Raw genomic sequence first — 19,557 nt, 5'->3', positions numbered from 1 at the left:
CTGCCCTGCGCTCAGGCGTTTCCCCTCGGGTGTTCCCCGCGGGCGGTTCTCCGCGGATGCGGGCAGGCGGCGTTCAGGTCACCACGCTGACCACATTTGAACAGCCGGCCGCGTCGCAGACTTTGTAGGCGGTGCTGCTCCCGCCCTTGACTTTGGTGACGTAGGTTCCTGTGTTTGCCACAGACTTCTGTACCCCGTTCACCCATAACGTGACGTTGGTACCCGTGGCGCCGGTCCACTTCAGGGTGGTGGTGCTGACGGACTTTGCCTTGGTGGTGGCAGCACTCAACGAGATTGCGGAGACAGGCCCGGTGGGTGCCGCAGTTGCTGCGGACACAAAGGAGAAATCCCTGATGACCACGCTTTCCGGCTTCACATGGGCCGGGTCCCCGCCACCCCCGCCGGTAACCCACAGGTTGAAGTGGATCCGCTCCCTGGCGGGAACCGGGACCGTGGCACCCTCCAGGACAGTGCGTTTCAGCAGGGCGCCGGTGTAGCCTTCGCCGGCAAAGGTTTCGAACGTGATCCTTCCCGGCTCCCACACCATCCGGTGGGTGGTGATGGAATCTGACGTGACGCCAAAGACAGTGGTGTTGTTGCCTTCGCCGGGCGGTTTCGTGGCATCGAACCAATAGCCGTGGCCCTGCGTGACCGGCCAGGACTCCCCGTAAGCGGCACCGCCGCCCCACGCAGAGGCCTCGCAGAGATCGATTTCCGTGTGTCCTGGTTCGGCCAGGGGGTCGTAGGTGAACAGGCAGCCCCACACCACCTCTTTTTGCAGGGCGGCCAGGTTCTTTTCCACGGTTGTGCTGTACGTTCCGTAGCCGAAGCCCTGCCGGGTGGACTGGAACTCGGCCCCCACCGGGGCTTCTCCAGTGGGGTTGGTCAGGTTCATGGTGATGTAACCGTTGGCATCGGGATTGCCAACGTTGGCGGCAGCGAAGGCTTTGTTGTATTGCGGGGCCCCGGCCCAAAAGCGTTTCTCCCAGTTGAGGCCTTTCCAGGTGAAGTTGCCGGCAGGCCCGGGATTGGGATCCAGCGGAGTGGTTTCCGCCGCCTGGGCGGGCGGTACGCACGCAAGCATTGCGACGGCGGCCGCTGCCAGCATTGCCAGCGGTTTCGTCCGGCGCTTGGGATGTGAGACAAAAAAGCGAAAACCAGCCATGTAACGCCCCTTTTCGGTTGCTCCCAGCGAGCAATTGCGCCCCTGTGGAGCACACAGCTTGATCTTGAGCCAAGAACTCTGCCGAGGCAATAGCTCAACGGACTTAATTTTTCCTGAGGCATATCTCAGGAAATACTCAATATTTGCTAAAGCTCAAGAAATGCTCAATTCGGACGAAGGTGATAAGTAACCTTTCAATCCCTTGCGTTAGGCTTTTCAACGTCCCACGGTGCGGAATAACAAAAGCAATCCATATTGCCCGTTCCTCCGAATGTTCCTTGCATGTGCTTGAGGAAAACCTGGGCGCAAAAGTGAAGAGAGCTTGGGGAATCACATGGTGGAGCGCGGTGTTGCTGTGGTGGTTGAGGATGACGATGACATCAGGTCAACCTTGGCGGAAGTGCTGCGGCAGTCAGGGTTTGCCGTCCATTCAACGGCTTCGGGCATCGAAGGTGTGGACGCAGTCCGCGAACACAACCCGGACATCGTCACCATGGACGTCGGGCTCCCTGATTTCGACGGCATTGAGGCGTCCCGGCGGATCCGGACTTTCAGCGATGCCTACCTCATCATTGTCAGCGGAAGGGTGGACGAAGCTGACACCCTGATGGGATTCGAGGCCGGCGCGGACGACTACCTCACCAAACCTTTCCGCCCCCGTGAACTTCGTGCCCGGATAGCGGCCATGCTCCGGCGCCCGCGGACCCTCAGGGAGGCTCCGGCTGAACGGGCGCAGCCCACCAGGCGGGGGCGGCCGGCACCTTCCGCCGAACAGTTGCGGACCGGCAGGCCTCCGGCCGGACCTGAGCAGGCAGAGGGTGAACCATCCGCAGGTGCAGCCCCCGGCTGCTGCGACTTCGCCCATCGGGGGCTTGCCCTTCACGAGGCCTCCCGGCAGGCGGTAATCAACGGGGAGCCGGTGGACCTGACCCGCACGCAGTTCGACATCCTGCTGGTCCTGATGGAAAACGGACGGACCGTCCAGACCAAGGCGGACCTGGTCCGGCGACTCCGCAACGAGCCGTACAACACCGGCTCCTTTGTCACCGCGGGCGAGGAGCGCGCCGTCGAGGTGCATGTGGGAAACCTGCGGAAACGCCTTGGCGACAGTTCCAATCATCCCCGCTGGGTGGAAACAGTGCGCGGCGTGGGCTACCGGATGACGCCGTAAGGCGCCACGCGAGGCGCGTCTCCGCCGTCGGGCGTAAATTCTTTGCCGTGATCCACGCCTTCCGGGCATAGGGCTGTTAGCGTGAAGGACCGGCCAATGAAGGAGGAGCGATGACTATCAACTCACCAGATTCACTGCCTGAGGACGACCCGCAGGAGGGTGCTGCAGCTGCCCAGGGAAAGGGCGACGGCGGTGTTCCCGGCCACGCGGATGGCGTGGGTATCGGAGCGGACGGCGAGGCGAACACCTTTGAGCCTGAGGAAGACCCGGACGCAACGGACGCGCCGGAAAGCGACTAGGGGGAAATCGCAGCCCGCCGGTTCCCTCAAAATTCACTCAAGATTTGCGGTCACCCCGCTAAATGGACTTTGACGCACGTTACCAGCGGGTAAGTTCTATCTGTTTCCACGTTATTCCCCAACACGGAAGCACAAGGAGCCCCCGCGCTGGAGCATGACTCGCGCGGGGGCTTCGCCATTCCTCCCCGCTGTTTTTACAAGGCACCCTGCCGACGGACCATCTCGTTGATCCAGGCGGGGGCGAAGGGTGAGGTGCAGCCCGGCGGAGTGGGGTAGTCCTTGAGTACCTGCAGGCGCTCGCCGATCTCCAGAGCACGGGAACGGTGTTCGGGATGCCCGATTCCGATTTGCGCCAGGCAGGTGTTCATAGCCCACTGCAGGCGGTCCGGTGCGTCCTTCATCTCAGCCTCAACGACGTCCAGCAGGCCCGCAAGGTCGAGTCCCTGGGGCGCCTTGACCACCCTGTCGCTGGTCAGGGCCCACCCCGCGCTCGCCACCAGAGGATCCGGGTCAGCCAGCCAGGCCACGCGCAGCTCTTCGGCATGCGGGCTCTTTTTCACCACGTAGTTCACCAGCCAGTCCTGCACCTTGGGTGCCAGGGCCTCCCGCAGCATGGCGTCCAGCTCGTCCCTGCTGAACGCCTTTGGCCGGCAGACCAGCAGGGCCAGCAGCCTGGCCGCAGTGTCACCGGTGGCCCAGAGCTGGTACGCGAGTTCCTGCTGCGTCTTCAGGCGCTTGGCGATGGCACGCAGCTTGCCGAGGTTCACGCCGTGATCGTCTCCGTGCCGCTCGTTGACCTCCCGCGCCCTTGTGTCCTCAAGCTGCGCCAGTTCGGCCATCAGCTCTTTCACGGTTGTCCCGGTCATGGTTGTTTCGGCCACCGCTGTCTCCTGTCCACTACGTGCGGACTTCAGCCTATGCCCGGAAGGGATTGCGGGGGAGGCGATGCGCAGAGGGGCAGGGAGAGGAGCCGCGTGACCAGGGCGCAACTTAGTCCCGCCGGGCCCAAAGCACAAGCAGCCGAAAGGCCCTAGTAGTCCGGAAAGCCCGTGCCTACGGTGGCAGCATGGCTGAAGACCGATTTGTCGCGGGGGTAGACGGAGCAGCATCCGATGCAATGTTGAAGGTGGGCAGGTTCTTCACCAAGTGGGACCAGACCGACGACGGCAGGGCTGTTTTTCGGGAAGGCGGCCGCAAGGGAGACATCTTCTACCGCGACCGGTGGAGCCACGACAAGGTGGTCCGTTCCACCCACGGCGTGAACTGCACAGGCTCCTGCTCATGGAAGGTGTACGTCAAGGACGGCATCATCACCTGGGAGTCGCAGCAGACAGACTACCCTTCGGTGGGCCCTGACAGCCCTGAATATGAACCCCGGGGCTGCCCGCGCGGGGCGGCCTTTTCCTGGTACACCTACTCGCCCACCCGGGTCCGTTTCCCGTACGCCCGCGGGGTCCTGGTGGAGATGTACCGGGAGGCCAAGGCCCGGCTGGGGGACCCGGTCCTGGCCTTCGCGGAGATTGCTGCCGATCCCGAACGCCGGCGCCGCTACCAGCAGGCGCGCGGCAAGGGCGGCCTGGTAAGGATCTCGTGGCAGGAAGCGATCGAGATCGCGGCCGCCGCCCACGTGAACACCATCAAGACCTACGGCCCGGACCGCTGCGCCGGCTTCTCGCCGATTCCCGCGATGTCCATGGTGTCGCACGCGGTGGGAACCCGCTTCATCCAGCTCATCGGCGGCGTGATGACCTCCTTCTACGACTGGTACGCGGACCTGCCCGTTGCCAGCCCGCAGGTGTTCGGCGACCAGACGGACGTCCCCGAATCCGGTGACTGGTGGGATGCCCGCTACCTGATGATGTGGGGCTCCAACGTCCCCGTCACCCGCACCCCGGACGCGCACTGGATGGCCGAGGTGCGGTACCGCGGCACCAAGGTGGTCACCGTCAGCCCGGACTTCGCGGACAACACCAAGTTCGCCGACGAATGGCTTCCCGCCCAGGCCGGAACTGATGCCGCGCTGGCCATGGCCATGGGGCACGTGATGCTCAAGGAATTCTTCGTGGACCGGCAGGTCCCGTTCTTCACTGACTACGTAAAGCAGTACACGGACCTGCCGTTCCTGGTCCGCCTGGAAAAGCGCGACGACGGCGCGCTCACGCCGTCGAAATTCCTCACCGCCAGGGACATCCCGGCGGAGTCCGGGGCTGAAGATGCAGCCTTCCGCACCGTCCTTTTCGACAAGAAGACCGGCCGTCCCGCCGTCCCCAACGGTTCCATGGGGTTCCGCTACTCCGGCAGCGGCAAGGGCAAGTGGAACCTGGACCTTGAGGGAATTGAGCCGGCACTGTCCCTGCAGGACGTTTCGGGGGAGAGCGCCGAGATCCTGCTGCCGTGCTTCGAACAGGCGGACGGCACCGGCAGCGTGCTCCGGCGGGGGGTTCCCGTGATCGAGGTGGAGGGCCGGTTGGTCACCACGGTGTTCGACCTGATGCTCGCCCAGTACGGCGTGGGCCGCGAAGGGCTCCCGGGTGAATGGGCCACCGGGTACGACGACGCGGCCACGCCCTACACCCCCGCGTGGCAGGAGGAGATCACCTCCGTTCCGGCCCAGGCGTGCATCCGGGTGGCGCGAGAATTCGCCCGGAACGCGGAGCAGTCCAAGGGCCGGTCCATGATCATCATGGGCGCCGGGATCTGCCAGTGGTTCCACGGGGACACCACGTACCGGGCCATCCTGGCGATGGTGATGCTGACCGGCTGCATGGGCAGGAACGGTGGCGGCTGGGCGCACTACGTGGGGCAGGAAAAAACCCGCCCTGTGACCGGATGGGTGTCGCTTGCCAACGCCCTGGACTGGTCCCGGCCGCCGCGGACCATGATCGGCACCGGGTACTGGTACATGCACACGGACCAGTGGCGCCAGGACGGCTACTCGGCCGACGCCCTGAAGTCCCCGCTCTCCACCGGAGCCATGGACGGCCTGCACACCGCGGATGCCATTGCGCAGTCGGCACGGCTTGGGTGGATGCCGTTCTACCCGCAGTTCGACCGCAACCCGCTGGACCTCGCGGATGAGGCGGAGGCCGCCGTCGCCGCCGGGACCGCGAAGGACACCCCCGGCTACATCGCGGACGCCCTCAAAAACCGTACCCTGAACCCTGCCGTCGAGGACGTGGACGCACCGGAGAACTGGCCGCGCACGCTGGTCCTGTGGCGTTCCAACCTCTTCGGCTCCTCGGCGAAGGGCAACGAGTACTTCCTGCGGAACCTGCTGGGCACCCACAACAACGTGATGGGCGAGGACCACGCCGAGGGGCTCAAACCCACGCACGTGAAATGGCACGAGAAGGCGCCGGAAGGGAAGCTGGACCTGCTGGTCTCCGCGGACTTCCGGATGACGTCCACCACGCTGCTCTCCGACGTCGTTTTCCCGGCCGCCACCTGGTACGAAAAACACGACCTGTCCTCCACGGACATGCACCCGTTTGTGCACGCGTTCACCCCGGCGATCGACCCGCCGTGGGAAACCAAGACCGACTTTGACACTTTCCACCTGCTGGCCCGCGAGTTCTCGAAGATGGCCAAGACCCACCTGGGCGTCCGGCGCGACCTGGTGAGCGTGCCGCTGCAGCACGACACCCCCGGCCAGCTGGCCCAGCCCGGCGGGATCGTGCGGGACTGGCGGGAAGCGGATATCCCCGCCGTCCCCGGGCAGAACATGCCCGTCTTCTCGGTGGTGGAGCGGGACTATACGACCATCGCGGACAAGCTCGCCGCCGTCGGACCCCTGGCGGACAAGCTCGGCTTCACCGTCAAGAACGTCACCTACAAACTCGACGGCGCACTCAACCGGCTCAGCCACTCCAACGGCGTGATGCTGGGCGGTGCCGCGGACGGCCGCCCGGCCATGGACACCGACGCGAAGATGGCGGAAGCCATCCTGGCCTTCTCTGGAACCACCAACGGTGAGCTGTCTGTGCAGGGCTTCAAGGACCTGGAAGTCCGGACCGGGCGGAAACTGGCGGACCTGTCCGAGGGTTCCGAGGAAAAGTTCATCACCTTCGCCCAGACCCAGGCGGCCCCGGTTCCGGTGATCACCTCGCCGGAGTGGTCGGGTTCGGAGACGGGCGGCCGCCGCTATGCCCCGTTCACCATCAACATTGAGCGGCTCAAGCCCTTCCACACCCTGACCGGCCGGATGCATTTCTTCCTGGACCATGACTGGATCACGGACATCGGCGAGGGGCTTCCGATTTACCGGCCGCCCCTGGACATGCACCGGCTGTTCGGCGAACCCAAACTCGGGCAGAACGGGCAGCTGGAGGTGGTGGTCCGGTACCTGACGCCGCACTCCAAGTGGTCCATCCACTCGGAATACCAGGACAACCTGCTCATGCTCTCGCTCTCCCGCGGCGGGCCCACGGTGTGGATGAGCCCGGCCGACGCCGATTCCATCCAGGTCAAGGACAACGACTGGGTGGAGTGCCTGAACATCAACGGCGTCCTGGTGGCCCGGGCCATCGTCAGCCACCGGATGCCGGCCGGTGTGGTGTACGTCCATCACGCCCAGGAACGCACCATTGATGTCCCGAAGTCTGAGGCCACCGGGCGGAGGGGCGGCATCCACAACTCGGTCACCAGGCTGCTGGTGAAACCCTCGCACCTGATCGGCGGCTACGCCCAGCTGGCGTACGCCTTCAACTACCTGGGCCCCACCGGAAACCAGCGCGACATGGTGGCCACAGTCCGCCGCCGCTCACAGGAGGTGCAGTACTGATGCGAGTCATGGCTCAGATGGGCATGGTGATGAACCTGGACAAGTGCATCGGTTGCCACACGTGTTCGGTCACCTGCAAGCAGGCCTGGACCAACCGTGCGGGCACCGAGTACGTCTGGTTCAACAACGTGGAGACCCGCCCCGGGCAGGGGTATCCCCGCCGGTACGAGGACCAGGACAAGTGGCGCGGCGGCTGGGACCTGAACAAGCGCGGCAAGCTGGTCCTCAAAGCCGGCGGCCGGGTGAAGAAGATGTTCGGGCTCTTCGCCAGCCCGGTCCAGCCCGAGCTCAAGGACTACTACGAGCCGTGGACCTACGACTACAAAACCCTGGTGGACGCGCCCCTGGGCGACGACTTCCCGGTGGCCCGGCCCAAGTCCCTGATCACCGGGGAGGACACCAAGGTCACCTGGTCCGCGAACTGGGATGACAACCTGGGCGGTTCCGCCGAGAACGGCCACCTGGACCCGCTGGTGGAGAAGGTCAGGCGGGAATCCGAGGACAAGATCAAGTTCGCCTACGAGCAGACCTTCATGTTCTACCTGCCGCGGATCTGCGAGCACTGCCTGAACCCGTCCTGTATGGCGTCCTGCCCCTCCGGCGCCATCTACAAGCGCGTGGAGGACGGGATTGTCCTGGTGGACCAGGACAAGTGCCGCGGCTGGCGGCAGTGCGTCACCGGCTGCCCGTACAAGAAGATCTATTTCAACCACAAGACCGGCAAGGCCGAGAAGTGCACGTTCTGCTACCCCCGCGTGGAGGTGGGGATCCCCACTGTGTGCTCGGAGACGTGCGTGGGCCGGCTGCGGTACCTGGGATTGTTCCTGTACGACGCCGATGCCGTCACCGCCGCTGCGTCCGTCACCGACCCGCAGGAACTCTACGACGCCCAGATGGACGTGCTGCTGGACCCCAACGATCCGGTGGTCCAGGCCGAAGCCCGGGCGCAGAACATTCCGGAGGACTGGATCGACGCCGCCGTGCGCTCGCCGGTCTATGCGCTCGCGAAGGTGTACAAGGTGGCCCTGCCGCTGCACCCCGAGTACCGGACCATGCCCATGGTCTGGTACGTCCCGCCGCTGTCCCCGGTAGTGGACCTGCTGCGGGACCAGGGGCACGACGGCGAGGACCACGGCAACCTGTTCGGCGCCATTGATGCGCTGCGTATCCCGGTGGAGTACCTGGCGGAGCTGTTCACGGCCGGGGACGCGGACCGCGTCACTGCCGTGCTGCGCAAGCTCGCGGCCATGCGTTCGTTCATGCGCGGCATCAGCCTGGGCAACGATCCGGACGAGTCCATCCCCGAGTCCGTGGGCATGGACGGGCAGACCATGTACGAGATGTACCGGTTGATGGCTATTGCCAAGTACGACGAACGGTACGTCATCCCCAAGGCGCACGTGGAGCAGGCCCACGACCTGGAGGAGATGGGTTGTTCACTGGATTTCGACGGCGGCCCGGGCATGCAGGATTCGTCACCCTTCGGTGAGGCGAGCGGCAGGCCCGTCCCGGTTGCCGTGGACACCTTCAACGCGCTCAAGGACCGGCAGACCACCGACGAGATAGCGGCTGGCACCAGCCTCAAAGGCCGGGTGAACCTGCTGAACTGGGACGGCCGGGGGGCGCCGCCCGGGCTCTTCCCGGACAAGGGGCCTGAACCGGACACCCTGGCGGCAGCGGAGGACCAGCCGTGAACCGCCGGGACCAGGTGGTGTACATGGCCGGTGCCTGGTGCCTGTCCTACCCGGACGAGGACCTCCTGGCCAAAGTGCCGCTCATGCGGGCCGCGCTCGCGGAGTTCCCGGGCGCCGTCGACAACTTCCAGGAGGTGCTGGACGCGCTGGAGGCCACGCCGCTGATGGAGGCCCAGGCGCATTACGTGCGCGAGTTCGACCTCAGCCGCCGGCATGCCCTGCACCTGAGCTACTGGACAGACGGGGACACCCGGCGCCGCGGCGAGGTCCTGGGCAGCTTCAAGAAGGCCTACCGGCAAAGCGACATCCTGGTGGACACCCAGGGGGAGCTGCCGGACTACCTGCCCATGGTGCTCGAGTACACGGCCCTGGTGGATTTCGACGCCGGGCGGGAGCTGCTGATCCAGTACCGCCCCAGCCTGGAAATGCTCCGGTTCAGGCTGCTCGGGGACAAGCTGCCGCACGCCCGGATCCTGCAGGCCATCTGCGCCACCCTGCCCGGGAAGTCGCCGGCGGATGAACAGGCCGTGATGCGGATGGCAGGCTACGGACCACCCACCGAAGCCGTGGGCCTTGACCCGTACGATCCGCGCCTGCTGCCCGTGAAGGGGGCCTGACATGCCGTTCGCAACGCCGCCCTTGGAAACTTCGCCCTTTGAAACCCTCCCCTTTGAAACACAGCCCAGTGCCGCCGTCGAACTTTCTGCCTTGGACATTGTGCTCTGGGGCGTCCTGCCCTACGTCATGGTGGTTGTCCTGGTGGGCGGGCTGATTTGGCGCTACAAGTATGACCAGTTCGGCTGGACCACCAGGTCCTCACAGCTCTACGAGTCCAAGCTGCTGCGGATCGCCTCGCCGCTGTTCCACTTCGGCCTGCTCGCCGTGATTGCCGGCCACTTCTTCGGCCTGGTCATTCCCATGTCCTGGACGGAAGCGGTGGGCATGAGCCAGGACTTCTACCACTTCAACGCCCTGTTCGTGGGCGGGATCGCGGGAATCGGGACCCTGGGCGGCATTGTCCTGCTGATTTACCGGCGCCGCACCACGGGGCCGGTGTTCATGGCGACCACGAAGAATGACAAGACCATGTACGTGGTGCTCACCGCGGCCATCGTGTTCGGCTTGTGGACCACCCTGGCCAGCGTGTTCGAGGGGGAGCACGGACACAACTACCGCGAAACCGTTGCTCCGTGGTTCCGTTCGCTCTTTATCTTCCAGCCGGACCTCACTGCGATGGCTGCCGCGCCGTTCTCCTTCCACCTGCACACCCTGGTGGGAATGGCTCTGTTCATCATCTGGCCCTTTACCCGGCTGGTCCACGCCTTCACCGCACCGATGCACTACCTGTTCCGCCCCTACATCGTTTACCGATCCCGGGACCGCGAAGGCGGCAGGACAGGCGGGCGTCCGGGCACCCGGGCCGGAAGCAGGTCCGGAACCAATGCCGCGGAGAACCCGAACGCCCCTGCAGCGCGGCGCGGCTGGTCCCCGGTGGGGACCCAGGACCGGGACACCCGGAACCGCTGAGGAGAGGAGAAGACGATGGCCGAATCTGCCGCGCCCACTAACCCCGCCCCGCCTGCGGAAACCTCCCATCCAGGCAAGGGACTGAACCTGGCCCTGGCCACCAGTGCATCGGTGATGGCGTTCTGGGCGTGGAACATCGTGGCACCGCTGGGTGCCCGCTACACACAGGAGATGGGGCTGAACTCCACGTCCACGGCCATTCTGGTGGCGATGCCAATCTTCGTCGGGTCGCTGGGCCGGATTGTGGTGGGGGCCATGACTGACCGGTTCGGCGGCCGGGTGATGTTCACGTTCGTCCTTCTCGGCAGCGTCCCGCCGGTGCTGCTGGTGGCCCTCGGCGGGTCCCTCGGTTCGTACGCCTTGGTGCTGGGCGCGGGCCTGCTGCTGGGCATCGCAGGCACCGTGTTCGCCGTCGGAATTCCCTTTGTCTCCGCCTGGTACGAGCCGTCGCGCAGGGGCTTCGCCACCGGTGTTTTTGGCGCCGGGATGGGCGGCACCGCGCTGGCGGCCTTCCTGACCCCGCGGCTGGTGAGCTGGATCGGGTACCTGCCCACCCACCTGCTGATTGCCGGGCTCCTTGTGGCCATGGGCGCCCTGATCTGGTTCAACCTGAAGGAGTCCCCGGACTGGCACGCGAACACGGCCCCGGTGATCCCCAAACTCAAGGACGCGGCCGGCCTGGCCGTCACCTGGAAGCTGTGCTTCCTTTATGCCCTGGTCTTTGGCGGGTTCGTTTCCTTCGCCACCTATCTGCCCACCTACCTCCGCGACATCTACCAGTTCGACCCCACGGCGGCAGGCACCCGCACCGCCGGCTTCGCCCTGGCAGCGGTCCTGTTCCGGCCTGTCGGGGGAGTACTGGCTGACCGAATCGGCTCCAAGCCGGTGGTGCTGGCGTCCCTGGCAGGCATCGCGGTCCTGGCCTTCATTGTCAATCTCCGCCCCGACGGGGAAATCCCGGCCGGCTTGACCTTCGTGGCCATGGCTGCGGCCCTGGGCCTGGGCACCGGAGGTGTGTTCGCCTGGGTCGGGAGACTGGCGCCACCGGACAAGGTGGGCAGCATCAGCGGCATTGTCAGCGCGGCCGGCGGAATGGGGGGATACTTCCCGCCCCTGGTTATGGGCGCCACGTACAACGCGGCGGACAACAGCTACTTCATCGGGCTCATGCTGCTGGTGGTCACGGCCGTCGTTGCCTTTGTGTTCACCATCGTGGCCATCCGGTCACCACAACAGCCTGCCCGGCAGGGCGCGTTGAAGGGGACATAACGTCCGGCAACGGGCGCTGGGGACCGCCGGGAACGGTTTCGTTATGGGCTGCAACGGTTTGGCTCCAATCGTTTGATTAAGGGATCCAGGCAGCCGGGACGGCTGCACAATTGAGGGATCACAACGGCCCTCAAGGAGGCGTACATGCGGCGGTCAGTGTGGCCCGGCGCGGTAACCCCGGCACTGCTTCTTTCACTCTTGCTGCTCACCGCCTGCGGTGAGCCGGCCTCGCCGCCGCAACCGTCGCCGTCGAGCGCTTCCGCTTCCGCTTCCGCCTCCGCCCGAGCGACCGCAACGCCAACAGCCGCCGAAACGACGACGGCGGCAGCGCCTCCGAGTGCGACAGCCAGCGCACCGGCGCAGCCTTCCTGGACCACCTACACCACCGCGGCCGGGGACCTGTCCTTCGACCTGCCCTCCACCTGGAACATCACGGACCCGGCGGGCGAGCTGGCTGAGGGCGGCGGCGCGTTCGCGGAGGTGACCAGCGAGGACGGGCGGTTGCTGGCGACGCTGCGAACCAACATGGCAACAGGTTCCACGTGCACGGAAAAGTACCCATATACCGTGTTGGAGTCCCAGGAGATGCCGCAGCTGGCGCAGTACGGCACGGTGCCGCGGTATACGTTCGAAACCCGCGGCAACGCCACCACCGCCGGCCCGCCGGACACTCCGGCTGCCGCCTACGGCATCACCACCGCGCCCCTCCCTGAAGGGGATACAGCCTGCTACATGTTCCATTTCTTCAACTGGCCGCCCAACGCGGCAACATTTGGTGCGTTTTACAACCCGGAGCTGAACCGGACGCCGGGTGACGCGTCGCTGCCGTACCTGGAGAAGGCGAAGCTGTACGCGGGGACGCAGGAGTACAAGGACATCAAGCGGATGATCACCTCGCTGCGGCCGGCGGGGTAGGGCACTCACACCGGGGGCGCCCGGTTTAGGCGTTGTCGATCCAGTAGCGGCGTTTGCCGTTGCGGGTGTCCTCGTAAAGGCCACCGTTCCTTTCGATGGTTGCCCGGGAGCCGGCGTTGTCCTCATCGCATGTCAGCAGGACCCGGGGGATTCCGAGCTCGCGGGCAATCGGGAGGGCATCAGCCAGTGCTTTCGCAGCATTCCCGCAGCGCCGTGCCGAGGGCCGGACGCTGTATCCGATATGCCCACCCTCATTGAGGAGGAATTCGGTCAGTTCGTGCCTGATGGCCAGCGAGCCGAGGAACGTGTCCCCCTCCACGATCCACAGGTAGGTGCAGGGCACATACCCGGGCTTCCGCGGGCTCTCCGGGAGGGCATCCCTCACGAGCCACTCGACGAAGCGGCAGAATTCCTGAGGCTCTTCCAGTGCATCCAGCGGCCAGTCCTCGGCCCCGGCACCGTCCTGCCGGGCGCCGTCGAATTCTGCCGCTGATTCCAGCCAAGAGAAGTGGAAACGAACGTCAGGAATGATCAGGTCTGCCATGTGAAGATGCTATTCGACGTGTCATCCCCGGCAGGTCAGGAGGCCAGCCGCGTGCCTGTCTTGTGGCGAGCGCGGGCAGGTTCAACTGAAGATTCAGCCCGGTTTATCTCTGCCCAGACATCATCGAGGGAAAGGCCCAGGACGTCCGCAATCGCTGCGATGGTGGGAAAGGCGGGAGTTGCGACGCGTCCCGACTCGATCTTCCGGAGGGTCTCCGGAGAGACGCGTGCCTCCAGTGCTGTATCGAGCATGGGCCGCTCACCCCTCGCCCGTCGCAGGAGGGCGCCGAGGCGCTGTCCGCGCTCGAGTTCCCCCGCTGTTAGCGGCAATCTAACCATGGTTCCAATACTAATACCGGGATAATATGGCCGGGATAGTTATTGGTTGCGTGAAGAAAGGCCCCAGCATTGATTGAGATCCTGAACCCCTCCGAGCTCGCACGGGCAAGGGAAGCCGGTGCCCTGGTTGCGGACATCCTGCAGGCTTTGAAGCGCCGGAGCACAGCGGGCACCAACCTTTTGGACATCGACCGGTGGGCCAAGTCCATGATCCTTGAGGCCGGGGCACAGTCCTGCTACGTCGACTACGCGCCGTCCTTTGGCCGCGGGCCGTTTGGGCACTACATCTGCACAGGTGTGAATGATGCCGTACTGCATGGAAGGCCGCACGACTACGCGCTTGAGGACGGCGACCTGCTTAGCCTCGACCTCGCCGTCCTCAAGAACGGGATCGCTGCCGACTCGGCCATCAGCTTCATTGTCGGGGACTCGAAGCCTGAGGAGAGCGTCGCCATGATTGAGGCGACCGAGCGGGCCCTGGCTGCCGGGATCGCCACGGCGCGCCCAGGCGCGCGCATCGGTGACATCTCCCATGCCATCGGGTCAGTGCTCGGTGAGGCGGGCTACCCGGTCAACACCCAGTTCGGCGGCCACGGGATCGGTTCCACCATGCACCAGGACCCGCACGTACCTAACAACGGGCGGCCAGGCCGCGGCTTCAAGCTGCGCCCGGGGCTGCTGCTGGCACTGGAGCCGTGGGTCATGGCGGACACCGCTGAGCTCATTACCGATACGGACGGGTGGACCCTGAAGAGCGCAACTGGCTGCCGGACCGCGCATAGCGAGCACACCATCGCCATCACCAGCGACGGCGCCGAGATCCTCACCTTGCCCACTGGCGCACAGCTGTGACTTACGGCTGCGCCAGGGCTTGCTGCCAGGCTCCCTTATGTCGCGGCACGTAGTCAGCGGCGCCGCTGACTACGTTCCCCGTGGCCGTTGACGTACACACCCACCGGGATCCCCTGATGAGGTTCCAGGGTGCGAGGTCGTTGTGGCACATCAGGTCGCTCGAAAAACGTTCCGGCCGTCGTCGTCCCTTCCCAGCGGGCGTGGAACGTCGACGCCGGACGTACGAAGCAGTCCCACATAGCTCTGCACGATTGACGAGTGTTCATCCCGGCACGCAAAGGCAGGAACGACGACGGCGGGCGCGGAATATCTCCCTCGCGCGGCGGCTTGTCGCTAGAGGAAGTGGCGCTCGACCGGGCGCGGATATATGCAGCTTGGCGTGAGAAGGAGAAGCATGACGATTGACGCAGGAACAACAGCGGGCACCGGGCATACAGCTCTTGTAGTGGGAGCAACCGGCATCGGCGGGTCCGCCCTCGTCGACACTTTGGCCGGTGAGGGGTGGACCGTGCTTGCCCTGTCACGGAACCCCGGCGCGGAACGTCCCGGGGTCCGGTGGCTCTCTGCGGACCTGACCTCGGCGGCATCGTTGACCGCCGTGCTCGGTCCGGAGAATCCTACGCATGTCTTTTTCACGGCATGGTCCCGGCAGGACACCGAGGAGGAAAACATCACCGTCAATGCGGGAATGCTGCGGGACCTCCTCGCAGCCCTCCGCGGCAAGGACGTAGCCCACGTTGCACTGATGACGGGCCTCAAGCACTACCTCGGACCCTTCGAGGCGTATGCAGCCGGGGAAATGCCGGACACCCCGTTCCATGAGGAGGAGCCGCGCTTACCCGTGCGGAACTTCTACTACGCCCAAGAGGACGAACTTTGGGCCGCAGCCGCGAAGCAGGGGTTCACCTGGTCGGTGCACCGCGCACACACGGTGATCGGGCACGCCGTCGGCAACGCCATGAACATGGGCCTCACGCTCGCCACCCAGGCCACACTCTGCAGGGAGAGCGGGGAGCCGTTCGTCTTTCCGGGCTCCGCAACACAGTGGAACGGACTGACCGACATGACGGATGCGGGCCTGCTCGCCGAGCACATGCTGTGGGCCTCCACCACCCCGGCGGCTGCGAACGAAGCCTTCAACATCGTCAACGGCGACGTGTTCCGCTGGCGCTGGATGTGGCCGAAGCTCGCGGCCTACTTCGGCGTGGAGTGGGAGGGGTTCGCAGTAAACCCCCGGCCGCTCGAGCAGTCAATGGCAGGCCGGGAGGCACAATGGCGTGACATCGCCGGACGACACAACCTCGCCGAGCCGGATTTGAACCGCCTGGCGTCCTGGTGGCACACCGACGGTGACCTGGGACGGAACATCGAGGTTGTCACCGACATGGGTAAGAGCCGGGATGCAGGGTTCACCGGCCACCGGCGGACGCTGGACGCCTTTATTGCGCTCTTTGACCGGTACCGGGCGGACAATCTCATTCCCTGAGCATGACGGCCGCTGCGGGCGAGGGCTGCCGGCCGTTGAACCTTCAGGCCCCTATAAGTTCACGGTTCTGCAGTTCCTGCCACAGCTCATCCGGGACCTTTGTGCCCATCCGCTCCGCACTTTGACGGATCTGCTCCGGTCTGCTGGCTCCGACGGTGACGTTAGCGACGGCTGGATGGCGGAAAGGGAACTGGATGGCGGCGGTGGGAAGCTCGACGTCGTACTCCTTGCAGATGCTTGCCAGCTGCCTCGCGCGGTCCAGGATTTCTTCGCTGGCCTGCGAGTAGTTGTAGTGCGCATCTGCCGGCAGGTCGGGCTTGGCGAGGATGCCTGAGTTGTAGACGCCCACGCTGACCACCCCCGTACCCAGCTCAAGACACCGGTCCAGCAGCCCCGCGCCGGGGCGGCCGTCCGAGCCCGGTTGTTCCAGCATGGTGAACCGGCCCGCCAGCATGAGGAAATTCAGCTCCGCTGCTTCGACGCATTCCATGGCGGCGCCGGCGGTGTTGGTGCCGACGCCGATGGCCTTTACCAGGCCTTCCGCCCTTACTTTTTCCAAAGCGGGCAGGGCAGACTTCACGGCATCCTCCATGCTGTACACGTCGGGATCGTGGAGGTAGGCGATGTCGATGTACTCGAGGCCCAGCCGTTCCAGGGACTGTTCGATGCTGCGCCGCACTCCTGCCTCGGACGGGTCCCATTCGCGGCGCAGGTCCGCCGGCACGTCAAAGCCCTCCGGATCCTTCGTGTCCCTGGTTGCAGGCGACGGGACCAGGACCCTGCCCACTTTCGTGGAAAGGACAAAATCTTCCCGCCGTTTGCCCGCGAGGGCGTCGCCGATACGCCGCTCGGACAGGCCCAGGCCGTAGTGCGGGGCAGTGTCGAAGTAGCGGATGCCGGCGGTCCAGGCCGCTTCGATGGTTGCGGCCGCCTGCTCGTCCGAGATGGCACGGTAGAGGTTGCCCACACCTGTACCTCCAAAGCCGAGATGTCCCATCCGGTCCCGCAACTGCCCGCTGTCCTGGTTCATAACCTTGTTCCCTCGTCTCCGTGTCCTCTGGCCCGCAATGGCAGGAGCCTAAATTGGGGAATCGGCGGTGTCAACGAAAGCCAGACCACGCCCCACGCCTATGGTTCTTGGTCATACGTGGAGACCAAACGGCTCCCGGCCGGCTGCACAACGCAGCCGGCCCGGACGCCTCATTCGGTACAGTGCGCTCAGCGCAGGTCGAAGCGGTCCAGCTCCATGACCTTCACCCAGGCCGCCACAAAGTCCTTGACGAACTTCTCCTTGCCGTCCTCGCTGGCGTAGACCTCGGACATCGCCCGGAGCTGGGAGTTGGAGCCGAAGACCAGGTCCACCGGGGTGGCGGTCCACTTCAGCTCGCCCGTGGCAACGTCCGTGATCTCGTAGGCGTTCTCCTCGTTCTCGGACGCCTTCCACTTGGTGCCGGGGGAGAGCAGGTTGACGAAGAAGTCGTTCGTCAGGACCTGGGGCCGGTCAGTGAGGACTCCGTGCTTGGAGCCGCCGATGTTGGTGCCCAGGGCGCGCATGCCGCCAACAAGCGCTGTCATCTCCGGCGCGGAGAGGTCCAGCAGGTACGCCTTGTCCAGCAGGAGGGTCTCCGGCTGGAGCTTCTCGCCAGGACGAACGTAGTTGCGGAACCCGTCCGCCCGCGGCTTCAGGTACTGGAACTGCTCGACGTCGGTCTGGTCCTGGGCGGCGTCGGTGCGTCCCGGGCGGAACGGCACAGTGACGGGGAACCCGGCGTCGCCCGCCGCCTTCTCCACCGCAGCGCAGCCACCGAGGACGATCAGGTCAGCCAGCGAAACCTTCTTACCCCCGCTCTGGGCAGCGTTGAACTGCTGCTGCACGCCCTCAATCGCCTGCAACGCCGTCGAAAGCTGCTCAGGCTCGTTGACCTCCCAGCCTCGCTGCGGCTCCAGCCGGATCCGCGCGCCGTTGGCGCCGCCGCGCCGGTCGGTCTTGCGGTAGGTGGAAGCGGAGGCCCAGGCCGTGGTTGCGAGCTGTGAGACGGACAGCCCCGAGTCCAGGAGCGACGCCTTGAGTGAGGCGATGTCCTGCTCATCGATCAGCTCGTGGTCCACTGCGGGAACGGGGTCCTGCCAGAGCTGCGCTTCCGGGACCCACGGCCCAAGCATGTGCGGGCCCACAGGACCCATGTCGCGGTGCAGCAGCTTGTACCAGGCCTTGGCGAAAGCGAGCTGGAACTCGTCCGGGTTCTCCAGGAAGCGCCGCCCGATCTCCTCATAGACCGGATCGAAGCGCAGCGACAAGTCGGTGGTCAGCATGGTGGGCCGGTGCTTCTTCTCCGGATCGTGCGCGTCCGGGATGATGGCCGGGGCATCCTTGGCAACCCACTGGTGCGCGCCGCCGGGGCTCTTGACCAGTTCCCACTCGTACTCGAACAGGATCTCCAGGAAGCGGTTGCTCCACTGGGTGGGCACGTCCGTCCAGGTGACCTCAAGGCCGGAGGTGATCGTGTCCGCACCCTTGCCGCTGCCGTACGTGCTGAGCCAGCCCAGCCCCTGCGCCTCAAGGTCGGCGCCCTCCGGCTCGGGGCCAACGTGCGCATCTGCCGGGCCCGCGCCGTGGGTCTTGCCGAACGTGTGCCCGCCGGCGATCAGCGCGAAGGTCTCTTCGTCGTTCATGGCCATCCGCTTGAAGGTTTCACGGATGAAGGCTGCGGCGAGCTTGGGATCGGGGTTGCCCATGGGTCCCTCGGGGTTGACGTAAATCAGGCCCATCTCTGTGGAGCCGACCTCCTCGGACATCTGGCCTTCGCCGATGTAGCGTTCGTCGCCGAGCCAGGTGTCCTACGGTCCCCAGAAAATCTCCTCGGGCTCCCACACGTCCTCGCGGCCAAAGGCAAAGCCGAACGTCTTGAAGCCCATGGACTCGAGGGAGACGTTGCCGGCCAAAACCAGCAGGTCCGCCCAGGAGAGCTTCTGGCCGTACTTCTGCTTGACCGGCCACAGCAGCCGGCGGGCCTTGTCCAGGTTGGCGTTGTCCGGCCAGCTGTTGAGCGGCGCGAACCGCTGGCTGCCGTCCCCTGCACCGCCGCGGCCATCGTGGACGCGGTAGGTACCGGCGGCGTGCCAGCTCAACCGGATCATCAGGCCGCCGTAGTGGCCGAAGTCCGCGGGCCACCAGTCCTGCGAGGTGGTGAGGACCTCGGTGATGTCCTGCTTCAGCGCCTCGACGTCGAGCTTCTGGAACTCTTCCCGATAGCTGAAGTCCGGGCCGAGCGGGTTGCCCTTGGGGTGGTTGGCGTGCAGCACCGAGAGGTCCAGCTGGTTGGGCCACCAGTCCGCGACAGTGCGCGGCCGGTGTCCTTTGGGCTCCGGCGAATCGATGGCCGGGTTTTCGCTCTCGCTGCCGTGCGAAGTGACGCTGCCGTGGTTCACGGGGCATCCGCCCTCAACCTTGGAATCCAGGCCTTGGGCACTTCCCGGCGTGGGGATTGGAGGGTGTTCCTGGGGGTCGGTCATGTGC

Annotated in this window: 15 protein-coding genes and 1 pseudogene; 10 read left to right on the top strand and 6 right to left on the bottom strand. The window is 65.5% G+C overall.

The window, feature by feature from the left end; all coding sequences use genetic code 11:
- Positions 1-73: 73 nt before the first annotated feature.
- On the bottom strand, positions 74-1,165 hold the full coding sequence (locus tag CXX84_RS07560; protein WP_189337526.1) for a hypothetical protein: 1,092 nt from the start codon (positions 1,163-1,165) through the stop codon (positions 74-76).
- 334 nt (positions 1,166-1,499) lie between these two features.
- Here CXX84_RS07560 and CXX84_RS07555 point away from each other — a divergent pair, with 334 nt between their 5' ends.
- Both CXX84_RS07555 and CXX84_RS07550 read left to right on the top strand, forming a co-directional pair.
- Positions 1,500-2,336, top strand: coding sequence for a response regulator transcription factor (locus tag CXX84_RS07555; protein ID WP_102976084.1), 837 nt, complete (start codon positions 1,500-1,502; stop codon positions 2,334-2,336).
- A 110-nt stretch (positions 2,337-2,446) separates the two neighbouring features.
- A complete protein-coding gene (locus tag CXX84_RS07550) occupies positions 2,447-2,635 on the top strand; it encodes a hypothetical protein (protein ID WP_102976083.1) in 189 nt (62 codons plus the stop codon).
- Positions 2,636-2,829: 194 nt separating this feature from the next.
- On the opposite strand, the gene CXX84_RS07545 is transcribed toward CXX84_RS07550, so the two are convergent.
- Positions 2,830-3,501, bottom strand: a complete 672-nt coding sequence (locus tag CXX84_RS07545) for a DNA alkylation repair protein (protein ID WP_223253029.1) — start codon at positions 3,499-3,501, stop codon at positions 2,830-2,832.
- Positions 3,502-3,701: 200 nt separating this feature from the next.
- Between CXX84_RS07545 and CXX84_RS07540 the strand changes: the two genes are divergently transcribed.
- The 6 genes from CXX84_RS07540 (at position 3,702) to CXX84_RS07515 (ending at position 12,820) form a co-directional block, all read left to right on the top strand.
- Positions 3,702-7,415, top strand: coding sequence for a nitrate reductase subunit alpha (locus CXX84_RS07540; RefSeq protein ID WP_189337525.1), 3,714 nt, complete (start codon positions 3,702-3,704; stop codon positions 7,413-7,415).
- Complete coding sequence (gene narH / locus CXX84_RS07535) at positions 7,415-9,109, top strand: nitrate reductase subunit beta (RefSeq protein ID WP_102976080.1); 1,695 nt, start codon at positions 7,415-7,417, stop codon at positions 9,107-9,109. Before CXX84_RS07540 ends, narH begins: the two co-directional genes overlap by 1 nt.
- Positions 9,106-9,726: a nitrate reductase molybdenum cofactor assembly chaperone gene (narJ, locus tag CXX84_RS07530; protein WP_102976079.1), complete on the top strand. Its 621-nt coding sequence runs from the start codon at positions 9,106-9,108 to the stop codon at positions 9,724-9,726. The genes narH and narJ overlap by 4 nt, the downstream gene beginning before the upstream one ends.
- A gap of 1 nt (position 9,727) precedes the next feature.
- Positions 9,728-10,636 (top strand): respiratory nitrate reductase subunit gamma, encoded by a 909-nt coding sequence (narI, locus tag CXX84_RS07525; protein ID WP_102976078.1) that lies wholly within the window; start codon positions 9,728-9,730, stop codon positions 10,634-10,636.
- Between the two features lie 15 nt (positions 10,637-10,651).
- Positions 10,652-11,905, top strand: a complete 1,254-nt coding sequence (locus CXX84_RS07520) for an MFS transporter (protein ID WP_189337524.1) — start codon at positions 10,652-10,654, stop codon at positions 11,903-11,905.
- Between the two features lie 144 nt (positions 11,906-12,049).
- A complete protein-coding gene (locus CXX84_RS07515; protein ID WP_102976077.1) occupies positions 12,050-12,820 on the top strand; it encodes a hypothetical protein in 771 nt (256 codons plus the stop codon).
- 25 nt (positions 12,821-12,845) lie between these two features.
- On the opposite strand, the gene CXX84_RS07510 is transcribed toward CXX84_RS07515, so the two are convergent.
- The gene (locus CXX84_RS07510; protein ID WP_102976076.1) at positions 12,846-13,364 is read right to left on the bottom strand and encodes a GNAT family N-acetyltransferase; all 519 of its coding nucleotides are present in this window, start codon (positions 13,362-13,364) and stop codon (positions 12,846-12,848) included.
- Positions 13,365-13,399: 35 nt separating this feature from the next.
- Positions 13,400-13,702 (bottom strand): helix-turn-helix domain-containing protein, encoded by a 303-nt coding sequence (locus CXX84_RS07505; protein WP_102976075.1) that lies wholly within the window; start codon positions 13,700-13,702, stop codon positions 13,400-13,402.
- A gap of 69 nt (positions 13,703-13,771) precedes the next feature.
- Here CXX84_RS07505 and map point away from each other — a divergent pair, with 69 nt between their 5' ends.
- Positions 13,772-14,554: a type I methionyl aminopeptidase gene (gene map, locus CXX84_RS07500; protein WP_102976074.1), complete on the top strand. Its 783-nt coding sequence runs from the start codon at positions 13,772-13,774 to the stop codon at positions 14,552-14,554.
- A 394-nt stretch (positions 14,555-14,948) separates the two neighbouring features.
- Positions 14,949-16,040, top strand: coding sequence for an SDR family oxidoreductase (locus CXX84_RS07495; protein ID WP_102976073.1), 1,092 nt, complete (start codon positions 14,949-14,951; stop codon positions 16,038-16,040).
- A gap of 43 nt (positions 16,041-16,083) precedes the next feature.
- Here CXX84_RS07495 and CXX84_RS07490 read toward each other — a convergent pair whose 3' ends face one another.
- Together CXX84_RS07490 and katG are read right to left on the bottom strand one after the other, a co-directional pair.
- Complete coding sequence (locus tag CXX84_RS07490) at positions 16,084-17,070, bottom strand: aldo/keto reductase (protein WP_102976072.1); 987 nt, start codon at positions 17,068-17,070, stop codon at positions 16,084-16,086.
- Positions 17,071-17,258: 188 nt separating this feature from the next.
- A pseudogene (gene katG, locus CXX84_RS07485) lies at positions 17,259-19,553 on the bottom strand (catalase/peroxidase HPI).
- Positions 19,554-19,557: the final 4 nt, after the last annotated feature.

The sequence above is a fragment of the Arthrobacter sp. AFG7.2 genome, assembly GCF_002892835.1.
GTDB lineage: Bacteria > Actinomycetota > Actinomycetes > Actinomycetales > Micrococcaceae > Arthrobacter.
The sequence above is the reverse complement of the archived record's forward strand: the minus strand, read 5'-3'. Positions and strand labels throughout refer to the sequence as shown.

Excerpts from the sequence above, each read along its gene's own strand:
- narH (WP_102976080.1), top strand. The coding sequence starts at position 7,415 with ATGCGAGTCATGGCTCAGATGGGCATGGTGATGAACCTGGACAAGTGC.
- CXX84_RS07520 (WP_189337524.1), top strand. The coding sequence starts at position 10,652 with ATGGCCGAATCTGCCGCGCCCACTAACCCCGCCCCGCCTGCGGAAACC.
- CXX84_RS07545 (WP_223253029.1), bottom strand. The coding sequence starts at position 3,501 with ATGACCGGGACAACCGTGAAAGAGCTGATGGCCGAACTGGCGCAGCTT.
- CXX84_RS07560 (WP_189337526.1), bottom strand. The coding sequence starts at position 1,165 with ATGGCTGGTTTTCGCTTTTTTGTCTCACATCCCAAGCGCCGGACGAAA.
- CXX84_RS07490 (WP_102976072.1), bottom strand. The coding sequence starts at position 17,070 with ATGAACCAGGACAGCGGGCAGTTGCGGGACCGGATGGGACATCTCGGC.
- CXX84_RS07515 (WP_102976077.1), top strand. The coding sequence starts at position 12,050 with ATGCGGCGGTCAGTGTGGCCCGGCGCGGTAACCCCGGCACTGCTTCTT.
- CXX84_RS07495 (WP_102976073.1), top strand. The coding sequence starts at position 14,949 with ATGACGATTGACGCAGGAACAACAGCGGGCACCGGGCATACAGCTCTT.
- CXX84_RS07555 (WP_102976084.1), top strand. The coding sequence starts at position 1,500 with ATGGTGGAGCGCGGTGTTGCTGTGGTGGTTGAGGATGACGATGACATC.
- narI (WP_102976078.1), top strand. The coding sequence starts at position 9,728 with ATGCCGTTCGCAACGCCGCCCTTGGAAACTTCGCCCTTTGAAACCCTC.
- CXX84_RS07540 (WP_189337525.1), top strand. The coding sequence starts at position 3,702 with ATGGCTGAAGACCGATTTGTCGCGGGGGTAGACGGAGCAGCATCCGAT.
- CXX84_RS07550 (WP_102976083.1), top strand. The coding sequence starts at position 2,447 with ATGACTATCAACTCACCAGATTCACTGCCTGAGGACGACCCGCAGGAG.
- CXX84_RS07510 (WP_102976076.1), bottom strand. The coding sequence starts at position 13,364 with ATGGCAGACCTGATCATTCCTGACGTTCGTTTCCACTTCTCTTGGCTG.
- CXX84_RS07505 (WP_102976075.1), bottom strand. The coding sequence starts at position 13,702 with ATGGTTAGATTGCCGCTAACAGCGGGGGAACTCGAGCGCGGACAGCGC.